This is a genomic window from Cellulomonas sp. URHB0016 (assembly GCF_054057935.1).
The window spans coordinates 1,233,459-1,251,666 of record NZ_JBSRZU010000001.1; the positions used below are offsets into that span (position 1 = coordinate 1,233,459).

The 18,208-nt window shown below is 71.8% G+C and carries 20 protein-coding genes; 2 read left to right on the forward strand and 18 right to left on the reverse strand.

From position 1 onward, the window contains the following. Window positions 1-71: 71 nt before the first annotated feature. The 4 genes from ACVW07_RS05760 to ACVW07_RS05775 are packed head-to-tail and all read right to left on the reverse strand — an operon-like array spanning window position 72 to window position 3,007. Window positions 72-554: a DUF456 domain-containing protein gene (locus ACVW07_RS05760; protein ID WP_456818314.1), complete on the reverse strand. Its 483-nt coding sequence runs from the start codon at window positions 552-554 to the stop codon at window positions 72-74. Window positions 555-610: 56 nt separating this feature from the next. Next, a complete protein-coding gene (locus ACVW07_RS05765) occupies window positions 611-958 on the reverse strand; it encodes a hypothetical protein (protein WP_456818315.1) in 348 nt (115 codons plus the stop codon). Between the two features lie 52 nt (window positions 959-1,010). Beyond that, window positions 1,011-1,691 (reverse strand): LuxR C-terminal-related transcriptional regulator, encoded by a 681-nt coding sequence (locus tag ACVW07_RS05770; protein WP_456818316.1) that lies wholly within the window; start codon window positions 1,689-1,691, stop codon window positions 1,011-1,013. Continuing rightward, window positions 1,688-3,007 (reverse strand): ATP-binding protein, encoded by a 1,320-nt coding sequence (locus tag ACVW07_RS05775; protein WP_456818317.1) that lies wholly within the window; start codon window positions 3,005-3,007, stop codon window positions 1,688-1,690. The genes ACVW07_RS05770 and ACVW07_RS05775 overlap by 4 nt, the downstream gene beginning before the upstream one ends. 160 nt (window positions 3,008-3,167) lie before the next feature. Between ACVW07_RS05775 and ACVW07_RS05780 the strand changes: the two genes are divergently transcribed. Both ACVW07_RS05780 and ACVW07_RS05785 read left to right on the forward strand, forming a co-directional pair. Next, on the forward strand, window positions 3,168-4,727 hold the full coding sequence (locus ACVW07_RS05780) for a PspC domain-containing protein (RefSeq protein WP_456818318.1): 1,560 nt from the start codon (window positions 3,168-3,170) through the stop codon (window positions 4,725-4,727). Continuing rightward, complete coding sequence (locus ACVW07_RS05785; RefSeq protein WP_456818319.1) at window positions 4,724-5,173, forward strand: hypothetical protein; 450 nt, start codon at window positions 4,724-4,726, stop codon at window positions 5,171-5,173. Before ACVW07_RS05780 ends, ACVW07_RS05785 begins: the two co-directional genes overlap by 4 nt. A gap of 78 nt (window positions 5,174-5,251) precedes the next feature. On the opposite strand, the gene ACVW07_RS05790 is transcribed toward ACVW07_RS05785, so the two are convergent. The 14 genes from ACVW07_RS05790 to ACVW07_RS05855 form a co-directional block, all read right to left on the reverse strand. Further along, entirely contained in the window at window positions 5,252-5,746 is a 495-nt protein-coding gene (locus ACVW07_RS05790; protein WP_456818320.1) for an aromatic ring-opening dioxygenase LigA, read from the reverse strand. Between the two features lie 209 nt (window positions 5,747-5,955). After that, on the reverse strand, window positions 5,956-7,092 hold the full coding sequence (locus tag ACVW07_RS05795) for a glycosyltransferase family 4 protein (RefSeq protein WP_456818321.1): 1,137 nt from the start codon (window positions 7,090-7,092) through the stop codon (window positions 5,956-5,958). A 47-nt stretch (window positions 7,093-7,139) separates the two neighbouring features. Beyond that, window positions 7,140-7,553 carry a DUF3817 domain-containing protein gene (locus ACVW07_RS05800; protein WP_456818322.1) on the reverse strand — a complete coding sequence of 138 codons (414 nt, stop codon included), beginning with the start codon at window positions 7,551-7,553 and terminating at the stop codon, window positions 7,140-7,142. An 82-nt stretch (window positions 7,554-7,635) separates the two neighbouring features. Further along, complete coding sequence (gene guaA / locus ACVW07_RS05805) at window positions 7,636-9,231, reverse strand: glutamine-hydrolyzing GMP synthase (protein WP_456818323.1); 1,596 nt, start codon at window positions 9,229-9,231, stop codon at window positions 7,636-7,638. 30 nt (window positions 9,232-9,261) lie between these two features. Then, the gene (locus tag ACVW07_RS05810) at window positions 9,262-9,636 is read right to left on the reverse strand and encodes a nuclear transport factor 2 family protein (RefSeq protein ID WP_456818324.1); all 375 of its coding nucleotides are present in this window, start codon (window positions 9,634-9,636) and stop codon (window positions 9,262-9,264) included. A 97-nt stretch (window positions 9,637-9,733) separates the two neighbouring features. Further along, complete coding sequence (locus ACVW07_RS05815) at window positions 9,734-10,309, reverse strand: TetR/AcrR family transcriptional regulator (protein WP_456818325.1); 576 nt, start codon at window positions 10,307-10,309, stop codon at window positions 9,734-9,736. Between the two features lie 85 nt (window positions 10,310-10,394). After that, window positions 10,395-11,729 (reverse strand): OmpA family protein, encoded by a 1,335-nt coding sequence (locus ACVW07_RS05820; protein ID WP_456818326.1) that lies wholly within the window; start codon window positions 11,727-11,729, stop codon window positions 10,395-10,397. Between the two features lie 282 nt (window positions 11,730-12,011). After that, complete coding sequence (locus ACVW07_RS05825; protein ID WP_456818327.1) at window positions 12,012-12,614, reverse strand: hypothetical protein; 603 nt, start codon at window positions 12,612-12,614, stop codon at window positions 12,012-12,014. Window positions 12,615-12,629: 15 nt separating this feature from the next. Continuing rightward, a complete protein-coding gene (locus tag ACVW07_RS05830; RefSeq protein ID WP_456818328.1) occupies window positions 12,630-13,235 on the reverse strand; it encodes a hypothetical protein in 606 nt (201 codons plus the stop codon). After that, a complete protein-coding gene (locus tag ACVW07_RS05835; protein ID WP_456818329.1) occupies window positions 13,226-14,569 on the reverse strand; it encodes a hypothetical protein in 1,344 nt (447 codons plus the stop codon). The genes ACVW07_RS05830 and ACVW07_RS05835 overlap by 10 nt, the downstream gene beginning before the upstream one ends. A gap of 167 nt (window positions 14,570-14,736) precedes the next feature. After that, a complete protein-coding gene (locus ACVW07_RS05840) occupies window positions 14,737-15,189 on the reverse strand; it encodes a hypothetical protein (protein ID WP_456818330.1) in 453 nt (150 codons plus the stop codon). Beyond that, window positions 15,186-16,289 carry a hypothetical protein gene (locus ACVW07_RS05845; protein WP_456818331.1) on the reverse strand — a complete coding sequence of 368 codons (1,104 nt, stop codon included), beginning with the start codon at window positions 16,287-16,289 and terminating at the stop codon, window positions 15,186-15,188. The genes ACVW07_RS05840 and ACVW07_RS05845 overlap by 4 nt, the downstream gene beginning before the upstream one ends. A 55-nt stretch (window positions 16,290-16,344) precedes the next feature. Continuing rightward, on the reverse strand, window positions 16,345-17,847 hold the full coding sequence (locus ACVW07_RS05850) for an OmpA family protein (RefSeq protein WP_456818332.1): 1,503 nt from the start codon (window positions 17,845-17,847) through the stop codon (window positions 16,345-16,347). Between the two features lie 97 nt (window positions 17,848-17,944). Next, window positions 17,945-18,181, reverse strand: coding sequence for a hypothetical protein (locus ACVW07_RS05855; protein ID WP_456818333.1), 237 nt, complete (start codon window positions 18,179-18,181; stop codon window positions 17,945-17,947). Between the last annotated feature and the right edge of the window lie 27 nt (window positions 18,182-18,208).

Here is an 18,208-nt window from a genome sequence, read left to right on the forward strand (position 1 = left end):
AGTAGGCGTCAGGTCCGACATCACGGTGCCGCGACACCGTGGCGGGCACCGGCGCGGCCGTGGTTCCCGGATCAGGTCACGAGGAGCCCCACGACCCAGGCGGCCGTGCTCACGAGGGCACCGGCGAGCTCCACGAGGATCGTCAGGCCGGTGGCCTGCAGGGCTGCGACCGTCGCCCGCCAGGCGGTCGCATGGACACGGAGCCGGACGAGCTCGGCCAGGTAGGTGCCGAGCAGGAAGCCGACCGGCAGTCCCACCACCGGGATCACGAAGAACCCCACGATCCCGGCGAGACCGCCCCAGAGCAGGGTCCAGGACGGCACCCCGGCTCGACGCAGGTGACGGCCCGCGAGCAGGTACTTGCCCACCTCGGCCACCACCGTGGCGACGACCGCGACGACCACCACGGTCCAGCCCGCCGGACCGCCCGTGACGACGCCCCACGTCACGACGGCAGCCAGCACGAGCAGGGCCCCGGGCAGCACCTGGACGACGACGCCGACCAGTCCGACCGCGACCACGACACCGACGAGGAACTCAGCGACCGGGCTCACGGACGCCGACCCTAGCCGCCGGGCCGGCGTCCGGCAGCGCGCAGGTCAGGAGCGGGTCAGCGCCAGAGCACCGCGATCGCGACGTTCACCACGGTCAGGCCCGCGACGGCACCGACGAGCCCGCGCGTGACCTTCTCGGGACGCCGTGTGCCGTACACGACGAGGCCGGTGACCACGAGCGCCACCACGAGCTTGACGGCGATCTTGGTGGTGTTCGGGTCGTGGATGTCGTCGCTCGCCGAGGCGATCCCGACCAGAAGGATGCCCGTGACGAGCGCGGTGAGGATCCCGTGCAGCACGCCGGTGGCGAGCTTCGGGGTGCGCAGGTTCACGAGCGTGCCGCCGAGCACGATGGCCCAGCCGACGAGGTGCAGGACGACGAGCAGGTCGTAGAGAAGCTTCATCGCTCCAGCCTAGAGGATCTGACGTCGTGTCAGATCCTGTTCGGCGGGCGCGTCAGAGCAGCCGCCGCGCCGCGGCCCACCGGGTCAGCTCGTGCCGGCTGGACAGCTGCAGCTTGCGGAGCACCGCCGACACGTGGGTCTCGACCGTCTTGATCGAGATGAACAGCTCGGAGGCCACCTCGCGGTAGGAGTAGCCGCGCGCGATCAGCCGCATCACCTCGCGCTCGCGGGCCGACAGCCGGTCGAGCTCGTCGTCCCCGGTCGCGACGTCCCCGGCGGCGGCGCCGAACGCGTCGAGCACGAAGCCCGCGAGCCGCGGTGAGAACACGGCGTCGCCGCCCGCGACCCGCAGCACCGCGTCGGACAGCGCCGTGCCGTCGATCGCCTTGGTCACGTAGCCACGCGCACCCGCCCGGATCACCGCCACGACGTCCTCCGCGGAGTCCGACACCGACAGGGCGAGGAACCTGGTGCGCGCCGCGACGTCGGCGCACGCCTTGATCACCTCGGCACCGCCTCCGCCGTCACCACCCGGCAGGTGCACGTCGAGCAGCACCACCGGCGGCTGCAGCTGGTGCACCACCCGGATCGCGGAGTCGACCGTGTCCGCCTCGCCCACCACGTGCACCCGGGCGTCCAGGGAGGCCAGCACCCCCGTGCGGAACATGTGGTGGTCGTCGACCAGCACCACGTCCACCGGGACGGACGGGACCGTCGGCACCTCGCCGCTCATCGTGCGCCTCCTTCGTCGTCCGCCGGGCCGACCTGCGTGGGGGCCGTCGTCGACCGTACCGGCACCCGGAGGTGCACCTCGGTACCGCGGCCCGGCCGGCACGTGACGGTCGCCGTCCCGCCGCGTCGCCGGACACGGCCGATGATGGACTCCCGCACCCCGAACCGGTCCGCTCCCACGTCCTCCACGTCGAACCCCTCGCCGTGGTCGCGCACGAAGACCTCGACCTCGTCGCTGCCGACCTCGAGGTAGAGCGAGACGGGCGGCCGCCCGTGCACGACCGCGTTGACCAGCGCCTCCCGGGTCGCCTGGACGAGCGCCTCGGTGTCCGCGTCGGGCACCCGGTCACCGACCAGCACCGCCTCGACCGCGACCGGGTCGCCGCTCGGGCCGGACCGCGAGTCCTCGACCTCGGCCACCACCGCACGCACGGCACCGGCGAGCGACGTCCCAGGGACGGGTCGCTCGTCGTACATCCACTCGCGCAGCTCGCGCTCCTGGGCACGAGCCATCCGGGCGACCTCGGCGGGATCGTCCGCGCGGGCGCGGATCAGCGCGAGCGTCTGCAGCACGGAGTCGTGCAGGTGGGCCGCGATGTCCGCGCGCTCGGACTCCCGGGCACGGGCCGCGCGCTCGTCGCCCAGCTCCCGGACCAGGCGCAGCCACCACGGCGCGAGCACCAGCCCGACACCGGCCAGCACCGCCACCGCGGCGACCACCGACTGCACCAGGACGCCCGCCTCGACACCGCGACCCGTCCCCTCGCCCACCAGCAGCAGCACCCCCGCACCGGCGAGCACGAGGCCGCCGACCAGTCGCAGCACGCTCACCGGCGTCCGACCGCCGGCGCGCTCCCGCAGCCGGCCGCGCTGCACGGCGTCGAGCTGGCTCCATGCCAGCCCCACGCCGGCGAGCACGACCATCACCGGCAGCAGCCACTGCAGGTCCAGGTCCGCCCCGGAGCGCATCGCGATGAGCAGCACCGCACCCACCACCAGCACCGCGCCCACGGCGACGTCCGTGAGCGGCAGGCGTCGACCGGGCTGGACCAGGCTCTGCCGGGCCGCAAGCCGGGCGACCGCGCTGGGCCGCGCCTCGCGGGCCGCGTCCGCCGGGTCGCCGGCCGGGACCGTGAGCCACCAGAACGCGTACAGGAACGCGCCAGCACCGGCGAGCGGCATGAGCAGCACGAACGCGAGCCGCACCAGCCCGACGGGCACGTCCAGGTGCGCCGCGAGCCCCACCGTGACACCACCGAGCCACCGCCCCTGCTCGGGGCGGCGCAGCGGCAGCCGAGGGGGCCTCGGCGGGCCCACGGGAGGGCTCCAGGACGGGTGCACGGACCGATCGTCACACGCCCGCAGCCCGTCAGGGGTCGCCCGGGGCGAGACTTCAGGGGCGGCCGGCCCCAGGTTCAGGGTCCGCTCAGGGTGGCACCCGATGCCGCGAGCAACGGCCTCGGGCCACGATCGAGCCATGGACACGAACACCCCTGCCGAGGAGCCCGCCGGAACTGGCGCCGGACCGTCGGCGCCACCCGTCGCCGGCCCAGGCTCCGCCCCGTCGGGCGGATACGCGCCGTACGGTCCCTACCCCGCGTCCGGACCGCGTGGGCCGCAGGCCCCGCAGGGCGAGTACAGCTTCTTCGCGGCCGTCCGCCGGACAGGCATGTTCCGCGGCGACGACCGCTGGGTCGGCGGCGTCTGCGACGGTCTGGCCCGCCGGTTCGGCCTCGACCCGCTGCTGGTGCGGGGCCTGTTCGCCGTGACCGTGCTGCTCGGCGGCCTCGGCCTCGTGCTCTACGGCGTCGCGTGGGCGCTCCTGCCGGAGGAGCGCGACGGCCGCATCCACCTCGAGGAGATGATCGCGGGCACGTTCGACGTCGCCCTGCTCGGGGCGCTGGCGTTCGTGCTCGTCGGGTTCGGCCGGGGCGACCACTGGTTCTGGTTCTGGAACGGACCGCCCGGCTGGATCCAGGCGATGCTGTGGCTCGCGTTCGTCGTGGGCGGGATCGCTCTGGTCGTCGTCGCGCTGAACCGGCGTCAACAGGCTCCGCGGCCCGGCGGGTACCCGCCGTACGCGCCGGGCTCGTCCGGCGGCATGCCGGCCGGATCCGCGTCACCCGCCGACGACCCTGCCTCGACCTTTCCGGCGTCCACGTACCCGACGGCTCCGTCCACGACCGCGACCTCGTCCACCGGCTACGCCGCGGGCCCGACCTCGGCGCAGCCGACCCGCTCCACCGCCACCTACCCCGCGGCCTCTCCCACCGGGTACGGCACGACGGGCGCCGACTACCCGCCCCCCTACGGCCCCGTCGGGTCGCGCGGTCATCACGGCGCCCCCGGCAAGGCACCGAAGCCGCCCAAGGCCCCGCGGTCCGGACCGGGTGTCGCGATGGTCGGTGTCGTGGTCGCCCTGAGCCTGCTCGGCCTGGCCGTGCTGCTGCTCGCCGAGCGGTCCGGCGACTTCAACGGGCCCGTGCTGCTCACCGCGATCGGCGTCGGGATCGTCCTGGCCGGCCTGGGCATCATCGTCTCCGGCCTGCGGGGCCGCACGAGCGGGACCCTCGGGTTCCTCGCCATCGTCGGGATCCTCGCCGCGGGACCCGTGGGTGCCACCGCCCGGGCCGGCGAATGGTGGTGGACCGACGGTGCGCAGCACACGTTCAGCGCAGAAACGGTCGACGCCTCCGACCGGGCCACCGCCGCACAGGGCTACAACCTCGGCTTCGGTGACGTGACCGTCGACCTCACGCAGGTCACGCTCACGTCCGAGACGCTGGACGTACCGATCTCGCTCGGCGCCGGCAACCTCACCATCGTGGTCCCGGACGACGCCGCGGTCGTCGCCGACGTCCATCTCGGGGCGGGCAGCGTCACCTGGGACGTCGACGGCGAGCGCACGACGAACGACGGGGTGGGCATGGGCACGATCTCGTACGCGGACGACCAGTCCGACCACGGCACGGCGCAGCTGCACCTGGACGTCCGGGCGGGTGCCGGCGACGTCCTGATCACGGAGGAGAACCGATGACCACCGACGACTCCACGCCACGCACCGGCCCGGACCCGCGACCGGACGACGAGACCGCGGTCCTCCCCCAGGTCGGCGTCACGTCCGACGCACCCCCCGTCGCGGACGCCGCGGTCGAGCCGGCCCTCGTCGTCGACGCCGCGGCCGACCCGGCCCTCGTCGCGGACGCCGCGGCCGACCCGGTCCTCGTCGCGGACGCCGCGGCCGACCCGGTCGTCGACGACACCGTGGTCGGCGGCACGGGGCCGGCCGGGCCGCGCCCCCGGCTCCGGGTCAGCACCGTGGTGTGGGGCCTGGTCGTCGCCACTGTCGGGGTCGGTGTGCTCGCCTGGGCGTCGGGCTTCTCGATCGACCTTCAGCTGTCGGTCATCGTGCTCCTGGCCGCGGCCGGCACCGCGCTGCTCGTCGGGTCGATCCTGTCGGGGGCCCGCAGCTCCCGACGATGACCTGGCGCGCCGGAGGCCCGGACCCCCGAGGGGCCGGGCCTCCGTCACGTGCACCGCGGCGCTGCGGCGCTGCCGCGCTCAGACGGTCGAGGCGGGTGCCGGTGCGGTATCGGTCACACCGGGCGTGCTCTCGACGACGACCTTCTTGCCGGCGACGGCCCGCAGCGCCCAGCCGATCATGATCAGCACGATCCCGGTGCCGACGACGAGCAGCGCGACACCGAAGGCCACGACCGACGTGAACAGCGAGGCCCGCAGGAACGACGCGGTCATGACCGTGTCGCGCGTCGGGTCCTCCCGGTCCAGCTCGGCGTAGGTCTTGCCGCCAGACGCGTCCAGGGCGTGATGGTTGATGATGTCCGCTTGGACCCACGCCTCCCAGGGCGTGTCGACGAGCTCACCCTGGAAGTTGGATGCATCGTCGGACACCGTGATCTTCTCGGCCGCGAGGTTGCTCGCGACCGCCCCCCACGTGATCGCACCGGCGATGATGTAAACGACGCCGGCGATGATCGTCAGCAGAGCAAGGACCCTCACGGTCCCCGACTTGTCCCCCACAGCAGCTGTCGACATGTCTCCCCGATCCCCTTCTGTCCCCACAGCCAGGGCCCGGTGCTCCGGACCCGGTCCCACCCGGCGAGCTCTCGAGAGAAGCGCCTTGCCTCTCGACTGTAGCGACGCAGGTCGGGACATACCCGACGGAGGGGACGAATACCTTCCGGCGCGTCGGGGAACGCGCTCGGGTCAGGTCCGAGGCGCGGCACCGGGCACGCCTCCCGGGCTCAGATGATCGACCGCGCCCGCTCGTACTCCGCGTCCGCGCTCGCGAGCACCTCGGTCCACCCGAACCGGGGCCGCACCACCCGGTTGTGGGCGAGGATGCCGTCGAGCAGCCGGCGGTCCCGTGCCAGGTGCACCACGGCCTCGGTCATCTCCGCGTCGTCGGCGACGAGCAGTCCGTCGACGCCGTCCTCGACGAACTCGGCCACACCGGTGCCCCGGCGCGCGACGACCGCGAGCCCGGCCGTGCGGGCCTCGAGAGCGGCGATCCCGAACGCCTCGAGCTCGGCGACGGCGAGGAACACGTCGGCGTCCCGGTACGCCTCGCGGACCTGGGGTCGGGTGAGCCTGCCGCGCTGGTCCACGACCTGCTGCAGCCGGTTCCGGGCCACGGCCGCGCGGACCCGGGCGGCGGCGGGGCCGGAGCCGATCAGGGACAGCCGCAGCGACCCTGCCGGCAGGCGGTCGCGCGCGGCGGCGACGAGCTCGACGAGCGGTACCGCGCGCTTGCGGGGAGCCAGGCGCATGGTCGCCACCAGGCGGAGCGGCCCCGGTGCCTCGTCGTCCGGCGGCGCTCCCACAGCGGACGGGCCGGGGGCCCATGCGTCGAGCTCGAGCCCGTTGGGCAGGATCTCGACGGGTGCGTCGAACACCCGCCGCACCCGTTCGGCGGCCACCGCGCTCACCGCGCTCAGCGCGGCCCGCGGGTGCGACCAGTGCGTGCGGTGCACGGCGGCCCGGAGGGCCGGGATGACGCCGTCGAGCATGCAGTGCCAGGTGATCGCCGTCGGCAGCCCCCGCTCGAGCGCGAGCCGCGACCCGTCGAACGCGAACGGCGACACGAGACCCGCGTGCACGTGCACGACATCGGGCTGGAGCGACGTGTAGGCGTCACGGAGCAGGCGCGGACCGACCGGGTTGACGGGAAGGTCGAACGGCACCCGCGCCCCGAGCCGGTGCACGCGCACGCCGTCCTCCAGGTCGACGACGCCGCCGCGCTCACCGGCCTCGCCGAGCGTCGCCGTCAGGACGTGCACCTCGTGCCCGGCGGCCGACTGCCGGCCGGCGAGGTCGGCCACCTGGGACTCGATGCCCCCGGTCCTGGGGGCATAGCAGTCGGAGACGTGGACGATCCGCACCGCGACAGGCTAACTGCGCGCCGGACCGACGGCCGCCCGGGGGCGGGTCACCGCCGGGCCGCGTCCTCGATCGCCGTCAGAGCCTGCCGGTGCACGCGCCGCTCCAGCACGAACGACATGACCGGCACGACGCCCGCGGCCGCCAGCGCGGCCAGCCGGCCGAGCCGCCACCGCATCGTCGACCACAGGTCGACGACGGTGACGAGGTAGACGACATAGATCCATCCGTGCGCGAACGCCACCCACGTGCCGATCACCGGCTTCGGGTCGCCGTTCTCGTCGACGCCGTTGACCTGGAGCACGTACTTCAGCACGATCTCCACGCAGAGGAGCAGCAGCATCGTGCCGGTGATCCACGCCATCACGCGGTAGCGGGTGAGCGCGCCGCGCGCGCGGCGGACCCACGGGTCGACGGCCACGTCGTCCGCCGCGGTGGGGCCGCCGGTCGGTGTCTCGGTCACGGGTGGTGTCCTCTCGTCACTGCTGCGGTGGTCCTCGCCGGTCCGGCGTCGTGGACCGGTCGGCCCTCGTGGTGCCGGGCCGTCACTCCCACTCGATGGTGCCCGGGGGCTTGCTCGTCACGTCGAGGACCACCCGGTTGACCTCCGGGACCTCGTTGGTGATCCGGGTCGAGATGGTGGCGAGCACGTCGTACGGCAGGCGGGTCCAGTCGGCGGTCATGGCGTCCTCCGACGACACCGGCCGCAGCACCACCGGGTGGCCGTACGTCCGGCCGTCGCCCTGCACGCCGACCGAGCGGACGTCCGCGAGCAGCACCACCGGGCACTGCCAGATGTCGCGGTCCAGGCCCGCTCGGGTCAGCTCCTCGCGGGCGATGACGTCCGCCGCCCGGAGGATGTCGAGCCGCTCCTGGGTGACCTCACCGATGATCCGGATGCCGAGGCCCGGGCCCGGGAACGGCTGGCGCCAGACGATCGCCTCCGGCACGCCGAGCTCCAGCCCGACGGCGCGGACCTCGTCCTTGAACAGGGTGCGCAGCGGCTCGACGAGCGCGAACTGCAGGTCGTCGGGCAGGCCGCCGACGTTGTGGTGCGACTTGATGTTCGCGGCGCCCTCGCCGCCGCCCGACTCCACGACGTCCGGGTAGAGCGTGCCCTGCACGAGGAACTCGACCTGCTCGCCGTGCGCCCCGGCGTCCTCGACGACCTCCCGCGCTGCGTCCTCGAACACGCGGATGAACTCGCGGCCGATGATCTTGCGCTTGGTCTCCGGGTCGGTGTGCCCGGCGAGGGCGTGCAGGAACCGCTCCCGGGCGTCGACGACCTTCAGGGTGACGCCGGTGGCGGCGACGAAGTCCTTCTCGACCTGCTCCGCCTCGCCGGACCGCAGCAGCCCGTGGTCAACGAAGACGCAGGTCAGCTGGTCCCCGACGGCCTTGTGCACGAGCGCGGCCGCGACGGAGGAGTCGACGCCGCCGGACAGCCCGCAGACCACCCGGGCGTCGCCGACCTGGGCCCGGATCCGCGCCACCTGCTCGGCGACGACGTTGCCGGGGTTCCAGTCGGGCGTGAGGCCCGCACCCTCGTAGAGGAAGTTCTCGAGCGCCTGCTGGCCGAGCGGGGAGTGCTTGACCTCCGGGTGCCACTGCACGCCGTAGAGGCGACGGGCGCGGTCCTCGAACGCGGCGACGGGACTGCCCGACGACGTCGCGAGCACGTCGAACCCGGCGGGCGCGGCGTGCACCGCGTCCCCGTGGCTCATCCACACGGTCTGCTGCTCGGGGCTCCCGGCGAGGACCGTCCCGGTGCCCGTGATCTCGACGGCGGTGCCGCCGTACTCGCGCTGACCCGTCTGCGCGACGGTGCCGCCGAGCGCCTGTGCCATCGCCTGGAACCCGTAGCAGATGCCGAGGACCGGCACCCCGGCCTCGAACAGCGCCGGGTCGACGAACGGCGCACCGGCGGCATACACCGACGAGGGTCCGCCCGACAGGATGATGGCGGCGGGGTCCTTCGCCATCAGGTCTGCGACGGTCGCGGTGTGCGGCACGATCTCGGAGTAGACGTTCGCCTCGCGCACGCGTCGGGCGATCAGCTGCGCGTACTGCGCGCCGAAGTCGACGACCAGGACGGGGCGGTGCTCCAGGGACTCGGCCGGGGGCTCAGCTGTGTGCGTCACGCGGACAGGGTAGTCGGCGCGGCACGGACCTCAGCTCACACCCATGAACATGTAGACCTTCTGCACGCTGCCGTCGGCGCGACGGAACACCGTGTCGACGCCACGGGCCACCACGTCGCCCGACGGCGCCAGCATCGACCAGCGCAGCAGGAGCGCGTCGCCGGACTCGACGTGCTGGTCGTAGGAGAAGGCGAGTCCCTTGCCGGCGATCAGGTCTCCGTGGACCCGGCCGATGTGGGCGTCGATGGCGTCGACGCCGTCGATCGTGACGCCGAGCGAGGAGACCGCGAGGCGGCCGTCGGGCGCCCACAGCTGCTCGATGTTGTGCCGACGCCGGTCGGCGTCGGGTTCGGTCCACGTCGCCAGGTAGTCGTCCTGGAAGGCGGTGAGGGCGTCGGTGCTCATCTGTTGCTCCTTGTCGGTGGTGGGTATGCGTGCATTTTTGAACTGTAGGTCCAAAACGGGTGCACATCGAAGCCCGAGCCTGTGCGGCGACGGACTCCTAGAGCACGAGCAAGGCGGTGTCGATGATCCTGTAGAGGGCAGGCGCCTCGTGGGTCATCACCATCACGCGCAGGCCGGCGAGCGTGTTGGACAGGTGCTCGGCCAGCGCCTGGGCGTCGCGGTCGCGCGAGACGTCCCCGTCCCGTTGGCCCTGCTGGATCCGCGCGGTGAACCAGTCCGTCGACTCGGCCTGCATGCGACGAAGCTTCTGGGCGATCTCCGCGTCCTCACCGGCCAGCTCGACCGCGGTGTTGCCGATCAGGCAGCCTCGACGCCGCGGCTGAGCGAGGTCGGAGTCCACGACCGACCGCAGCGCGTTCCGGAGGCAGTCCCGTGTCGAGCCCGGATGCTCCAGGAGCCGCTGAGCCATCTCGGCGACCTGCTGGTGGTAGAGATCGAGGCAGCGGTCGAACAGGTCCCGCTTGCTCGTGAACGCGTTGTACAGGCTGCCCTTTGCGATCCCGGTCGCGACAGCCAGCTGCGCCGGCGAGGTGCCGCCGTACCCGTGGCTCCAGAACTCCTCCATCGCGCGCGACACCACGACCTCGTCGTCGAACGCTCTCGGCCTGCCCACCGCATGACCGTACCTAGTTCTTGACCTCACGGTCAAGAAGTACGGTCGTCGGCGTCGATGGCGCGGCGCCGACCGCCGTGAGGCGTCAGCCCTTCGTGACGGGCACGTCGGTGATGCGGAAGCGGCCCTGGACGTCGATCGTCACCTTGTTCTGGCCGGTGTCCGGCCACACGACCGTGACCAGCGACGGGGTGCCCGACTTGGTGTGGTCGATCGCTCGGTCCGCCAGGACGGTGTGCCTCGTCACGTCACCGGTGGAGGTCGGGAGCTCGTAGACGCTGGCGAAGTACCGGCTGTCCTGCCCGAGCAGGGTGACGCCCACTGCGCCCGACACGATGTCGATCGCAGGGAATTTGAGCGCCGTCTCGGGCCCAAGATCGAGCGATGCGAGCAAGGCCTGGACCGTCCCGTCCTCCCTGCCAGACAGCCGGGTGACCGCCAACGTGCCGATCAGGTACCCGTCGCGCCGGATCACGGAGGTCGCAGAGACGCTGTACAGGTCGCCCGTGCTCGCCGTCGCCGTCACGGGGGCCGACGCCGTCCCGACGACTCCGGTCGGGTCCGGTGCGACCGCTCCGGTCGCGACCTCGATCGCCCGGCCGGGCTGCTGCGCGGTGAAGCCGATCTCGACCCGCCGGTTCGCCGCACGAGCCTCGTCCGAGGTGCCATCGACCGCCGGCTCGCTCTCCCCACGCCCCTCGGTCCGCACCGTGAATCCGGCGCCCAGCGCTGGCGCCAGGCGCGCCGCGACCGACTCCGCACGCTTCACCGACAGGTCCTGGTTGTACTCCTCGGAACCCACGTCGTCGGTGTGCCCGACGACCTGGACCTCACCACCCGCGCTCGCACCCTTGATCTGCACCGCGGCGGAGTCGACGACCTGAGCCGCGGCATCGGTCAACGCGAACTCGTCCGTCGCGAACAGCACGTCCGAGGACAACGCGATCGTCGCCGCGTCCCCCTCGACCGCCGCACGCGACAAGTTGTCGTACGCCACCGTGAACGCCTCCAGCGGAGCCGACGGGTACACCGTGTCCGCACCGACACCCAGCTCCGCCAGGTCACCACCGATGTCCGAGACCTGCACCACGGGCACGTCCTCGACGAACCCGAAGTACGGCAACAGCACGTCCACGTTCGAGGAGTCCCCCGGCGCCCCGAACACCACCTGCATCGTCAGGGTCGTACCGGGCTTGACCGACAGCTTGTCCGAGGTCGTCAGGGCCTGGTCGTCCGCGTCCGTGGCCGCGAGCCAGAGTTGACCCGCTCCGAGGTCCACGAGCCGGATCCCCTCGAGCCCCTGACCCAGGGCATTGCCCCACAGCGAGTCGAACCAGATCACGTCGGTCGTCGCCGACTTCGACAACGCGACGTCGATGGTCACCAAGGCCGAGACGCCGCTGACCTGGACCGGGTGCACGTCGATCGTCAGGTCGTCACCGAGATGCTGAACCTCACGGGTGACCGTGCCCTCAGAGGCGCCACTCGTCGCCGAACCGCTCGGCGACGCACCGGAGGTGCGGGCCGACGTGGGACCAGGGTCCGGCGTCGACGAGGTGCATGCCGCGAGCGACAGGACGACAACAGCGACGACAAGTGCACAAACACGACGCACAAAAACTCCCTTGCTAGAACGCGCGGCAGTCCGGACGGCACAGGGCCGACCGGACCGCCGTGGTGTGTGTGGCGACCGAGCCCTGGCTCACCCGTCGAGGCGCATGGTGCGGAGCGCCTCGAACGCCTCCGAGTCCTCGAGCGTGCCGGTGGGGGCCTCGGCCGACACCGTGATGACCTTGGTGCCGTCGCCGTCCCGGGTCGTGACGAGGATCTGGTCGACCTTCGACCCGTCGTCCAGGGTGAACGTCCAGCGGTTCGCGGCTGCGTAGGGGAACCCGTCCCACCGTGCCGGGGTGAGGGTGGCGTCCGACACCTGCGTGCTGAGGCCCGCCTGGCTGCGGGAGACCTGTGCCGACACGTCGATCCCCTCGTCCGTCGTGCCCGGCTGCGTGGTCACCGTCACGATCACGGCGGGACGCTCGGCCGAGGGATCCTGCAGACGCAGTTGCTCGACACCCTCCTTGACGGTCCGCGTGCTCGACTCCAGCCCCTCGGGCACGTCGATCGTCACACCGTCGACCGACGCGGTGGTCGCGCCGTCGAGCGAGCCCGCCGGCGTGATGGTCAGGACCTCACCGGTCGGGGCGACCTCCGAGGTCGCCGACGGTGCGGGCTCCGACCCGCCGCCGGTGCACCCGCCGAGGACGAGCGCGCCCCCGAGCACCAGTGCTGTCGTCGGTCTGCGCATGATGACCGGGCACACCTAGTCTTCGAGCCGAAGAGTGCGCAGGATGTCGTACGCGACCGAGTCCTCCAGCGCGCCGGTGGGCGCCTCGGCGGAGACGTTGATCAGTTTGGTGCTCGACTCGTCGCGGAGCGTGATCAAGAGCACGTCATGCCGGGTGCCGTCCGGCAACGTCAGCACGGCGGTCATCGCCGCCGCGTGCGGGAATCCCTCCCACGTCGCGGGCGTCAGCTCGGCGTCACCCCAGCCTTCGGTGATGCCCAGCTGCGTCATGGCGACCCGTGCTGCGACGTCCACCCCTTCGTCGGTGACCCCAGGCTCCGGGCTCACGGTGAGCGTGACGAGAGCACGCTCCTGCGCAGGGTCCTTGACCACGAGGGCCATCCGGCCCCCCTCGCCGACCGCGCTCGTCGATGCCTCGAGATCCGACGGCACATCGACCGTCGCGCCGAGGACCGACCGGGGCGTAGCTCCGTCGATCGACTCGAGCGGGACGACGACCTCCGCCTCACCCGTCGGTGCGATTCCGTAGGACTGCGATGGCTGAGCGGGGTCCGCACCGCTGGTGCAGGCACCGAGCGTTAACGCCACCGCCACCCCGATCACTCCGAGCTTCAGGCGCATGCCGTCCAGTCCTTCCAGCCGTCCTTGCCGAGGTAGTGCGCCCCGGCCGATGTACGATTCGAGGTTCCGACGCCGAAGCTCCCGCCGACACCACCGATGACCGGCGCCTCGATCGAGATCGCCGCGTCCGCCAGGCTAGACGAGCTCACGTCCAAGAACTGCGCCGTGACGTCACCGCTCCGACGGGCTTGAGACAGGATCTCGATGGCGGCGGCCGTCCGGCCCTCGATGGCCGCCTTCACGACGCCCTGCACGGGGTTCTGTGCGGACGCGGAGCGCACTCCCAGGCTTGCCAGCGCCGCGATCATTGGCGCGCGGTTCGCGTCCGTCACCGGGACCGTCGCCGACAGCTGCACACCCTTGCCGCCCTCGACCTGGAGGGGCACTCCGGTGAGCGCAGTGAGCGAGACCGATCCCTCGGAAGTCGCCGCACCGTCGAGAGAGAGGCTCGTGAGGTTGCCATCCTTGTCCACCGTGCTCGCCAGCATGAGCTCGATGTTGCCCGCGAGGTCGACACCTTCGCCCCAGTCCGGGTGGGACGTGGAGAAGCCGAGCTGAGATGCCACGGCGAGGTCGAGGGTCACCCGGCTGTAGATCGTCGTGTCTCCGGTCTCGTGGTCCACCTTGAACCCGAGGGCATCTTGGTATTGTGCGGACGCTCCGGCACCTAGGGCCACCACCCCGCCCACGGCGCTCCCGTCGGCGATCACGCCTCCCTCGAAGTACGACGCATCGGCTGCGGGCGGCTTGTAGTCGTAGCCGGTGACCGTGTCGTAGAGCGCGGTGCCCAGGTGGATCCCCAGCCCGACCACGGGAGCGACCGGTCCACCCACCCTGTCCGGAGCCGCGGAATTGACGGCCGCCTTCGCCGCCGTGCGCCGCACGTAATCCGTGAACGCGTCGACTTCCTCCTTGCTGTCGAAGGAGAACTCCGACCCCGCCCCGACGAAGCCCCCCACCGAAGCCTCTGCCTGTGCGCCGAGACTTCCTCCATAGCCGTTGCGGTGCCCCGAAATGAGGACCTTTCCGATGGGATCGAAGGCGTAGGACGCGCCGATCTCGCCGCCCACCGTCACCTTGTAGGTCTCGTCGCTCATCGTCTCGACGGCGATCTCCCCGGACTCACCGATGCTGAGCACCAGGAAATCGAGCCCGAACTCGAGGTCCTGCCCGTCCGTCCGAACCGTGCACTCCCGTTCCGGTTCCGGGTTGCTGCTCGCGTCGAGCACGCCGGGCGCCGCACAGGTAGCGCCGAACGCCTGGCAGATCTTGGACATGACCGTGTCGCCCAGCGGCGTGGCGCCGGCGGCGATCGAGGAGATGACGACGACCACGAGCAGGATCACGCCGATGTACTCCACCGTCGCGGCCCCCCGGTCGTCGCCGGTGCGGCGGCCGTCGCGGACCGCGGTCCAGCGGGCGGTGCTCAGCATCGCTGGGCCTCTCTCGTCGTACCTCGTGAACTCAGGTCAGGCAGAGGCCGGGCGTCGACCGGGGCGCCTCACTGCGGGCCGGTGATCGATGCGTAGAGGATCACGGGGATCATCAGGAACATGCCGAGCGGCGCGTACACGCTGAAGGCGGAACGCTCGAGGTCGGGCCGGTCGAGGAAGATCCTCTCCGGACGGCCCTTGGCCTGGACCACCGGGACGATCTCACCTACCCGGTACTGACCTGCGGGCAGCTTCTGGTCGACCGCGTGGCCACGGGGCCAGGCCGCCGTGGCCACGGTCACGCGCTCGGTGGGCTTCTCGATGACCGAGCGGCGCTGCATGAGGAACGTGGGCTCGACGGCCACGACCACCGCCGTGCCGCGCAGACCCTTGGTGAACACCCGGTGCCGGCTGTAGGTGTAGGCGAACATCCCGAGGCACCCCAGGGCGAAGAAGAACGTCACTACCCCGACGAGGACCAGCTCCCCCGGTGACATCGCACCGCCGGTGGCCGCGGTCACGGGGTGACCTCCAGGGAGGTGTCGACCCGGAACCCACCGACGGCCGACGGTGGGACGAACGGCGGCGGAGGTGGCGGCGGGGTGGGGCTGGGTGAAGGACTCGGGGTCGGGACCGGTGTGGGCGTCGGTGTCGGTGTCGGTGCAGGCGCCGAGGTCTTGCAGGTGTGGCCCACGAGGTAGCCGACGTGGCGGCCCGAGCGGCAGGCACCGCTGCTGAACACCAGGCCCGCGGTCGAGACCTGCTCGACCCTCGTCGACGTCTCCGGGACGGTGTCGAAGTCCCGCACGCGCACCGTGACCTGCGCGTTGACCGGGTCGACCGTGAGGGAGACGAGCTCCGCGTCGTTCGCGTTCGCGTAGCTCCGTGCGGCGTTCGTCATCTCGACCGAGGCGAACGAGCTCAGGTCCCGGCCGGCGAACGCCCAGAAGCCCGCCGGGGTGTGCGCCGTCCATGCCGTGTGGAACCCGTCGCCGATGTTGTCCCGCCACGCGTTCGCCGCCGCCAGCGCGGCGGCGTCGGCCGCGGTGCGCGACTGCGTCGCGTCGTTCGTCGCCGATCCCGCGATGCGGATGATCAGGAGCGTGGCCGCCATCAGCCCGAGGACCGCCGGGACGAGCAGGAGGTTCGTCGCGCCGCGGTCGTTGCCGACCGCCTGCCGGTAGCGCAGCGGCAGACGCTCCGCCTCTCCCGGGACCACGAACAGGATCGCCACGAGCGCCGACCCGACCCACAGCACGAGGTCCACGAGCGAGCGCCACGACCCGACCGGGTAGCCGGCCGCGAGCTGCGCGAGGATGCCCAGGGTCAGCTGTACCAGCCACGCGCCGACCGAGGCGACGACCATCGTCGGCACCACCTCCGCTCGCGCCGGCATCCCCCGCCGACGGCGGTAGGACCGGACCACGACGACGGCGACGAGCACCAGCCGGATCATCGACAGCAGCCAGCCGACGGCGAGTGCCGTCGACCGGTCGAGCGTGGTCATCAAGGGCTCGAACACCGGCAGGACCAACCAGTACAGGACTCCGTACGTGATCAGGTCGAGCACGACGAAGAGCGCGACGGCACGGCCGTCGATGCGGTGAGCTCGATCTCTCATGGAGCCGTCCTCCTCTCTGTTCTGGTCGCTGGCCGACTGACGGAACTGACTGCGGTCAGCCCTTCTCGACGGGCACGTCAGTGATGCGGAAGCGGCCCTGGACGTCGATCGTCACCTTGTCCTGGCCGGTGTCCGGCCACACGACCGTGACCAGCGACGGGGTACCCGACTTGGTGTGGTCGATCCCTCGGTCGGCGAGGACGGTGTGGCTCCGGATCTTTTCGTCGGACGGGATCTCATAGACGCTGGGGAAGTACCGGCTGTCCTGCCCGAGCAAGGTCACACCGATCGCACCCGACACCCGGTCGAGCGCAGAGAAGTTGAGCGCCGTCTCCGGTCCCCGGTCCGCGTTAGCGAGCAGCGCCTGGACCGTCCCGTCCTCTTTGCCGGCCACGCGCGTGACCGCCAACGTGCCGATCAGGTAGCCGTCGCGCCGGATCACGGAGGTCGCGGAGACGCTGTACTGGTCGCCCGTGGCCGCCGTCGCGGTCACGGGGGCCGAGGCCGTCCCGACGACGCCGGTCGGCTCGGGTGCGACCGCTCCGGTCGCCACCTCGAGGGCCTGGCCGGGCTGCTGCGCGGTGAAGCCGATCTCCACGCGCCGGTTCGCCGCACGAGCCTCGTCCGAGGTGCCGTCGATCGCCGGCTCACTCTCCCCACGCCCTTCCGTGCGCACCGTGAACGAAGCACCCAGTGCCGGTGCCAGGCGCGCCGCGACCGACTCCGCCCGCTTCACCGACAGGTCCTGGTTGTACTCCTCGGAACCCACGTCGTCGGTGTGCCCGACGACCTGGACCTCACCACCCGCGCTCGCACCCTTGATCTGCACCGCGGCGGAGTCGACGACCTGAGCCGCGGCATCGGTCAACGCGAACTCGTCCGTCGCGAACAGCACGTCCGAGGACAACGCGATCGTCGCCGCGTCCCCCTCGACCGCCGCACGCGACAAGTTGTCGTACGCCACCGTGAACGCCTCCAGCGGAGCCGACGGGTACACCGTGTCCGCACCGACACCCAGCTCCGCCAGGTCACCACCGATGTCCGAGACCTGCACCACGGGCACGTCCTCGACGAACCCGAAGTACGGCAACAGCACGTCCACGTTCGAGGAGTCCCCCGGCGCCCCGAACACCACCTGCATCGTCAGGGTCGTACCGGGCTTGACCGACAGCTTGTCCGAGGTCGTCAGGGCCTGGTCGTCCGCGTCCGTGGCCGCGAGCCAGAGTTGACCCGCTCCGAGGTCCACGAGCCGGATCCCCTCGAGCCCCTGACCCAGGGCATTGCCCCACAGCGAGTCGAACCAGATCACGTCGGTCGTCGCCGACTTCGACAACGCGACGTCGATGGTCACCAAGGCCGAGACGCCGCTGACCTGGACCGGGTGCACGTCGATCGTCAGGTCGTCACCAAGATGCTGAACCTCACGCGTGACCGTGCCCTCGGGGAGGTCATCCGTCGCCGACCCGCTCGGGGACGGGCGGGAGGTGTGCGTCGACGTGGAATCGGGCTCCGGCGTCGACGACGTACACGCCCCGAGCGACAGGACGACGACAGCCACGACCAGCGCACAGACTCGACGCACAAGAACTCCCTCTGGTGGAACGCGCGGCGGTCCGGACGGCACACGAGCCGCCCGGACCGCCGTGGTTGTGGTGTTACTTCACCTTGCTGATCGCGTCCTCGATCTTGCCGATGACCGTCGTGCCGATCGACGAGCCGTCGACCGCCTTGATGATGACGGCGACGATGGCCACGACGACGAGGATGATACCGATGTACTCGACCGAGCCCTGGCCCGCGTCACGGCGGGCAGCGCCGCGCTCCATGAGGCCGGTCATGCAGGCGGTCACCGCGAGCTGAGCCGCAATCGCACGGCGGGTGAGGAAGTCCATGGTCTTCTCCTTCGAGACCCGGGGCGA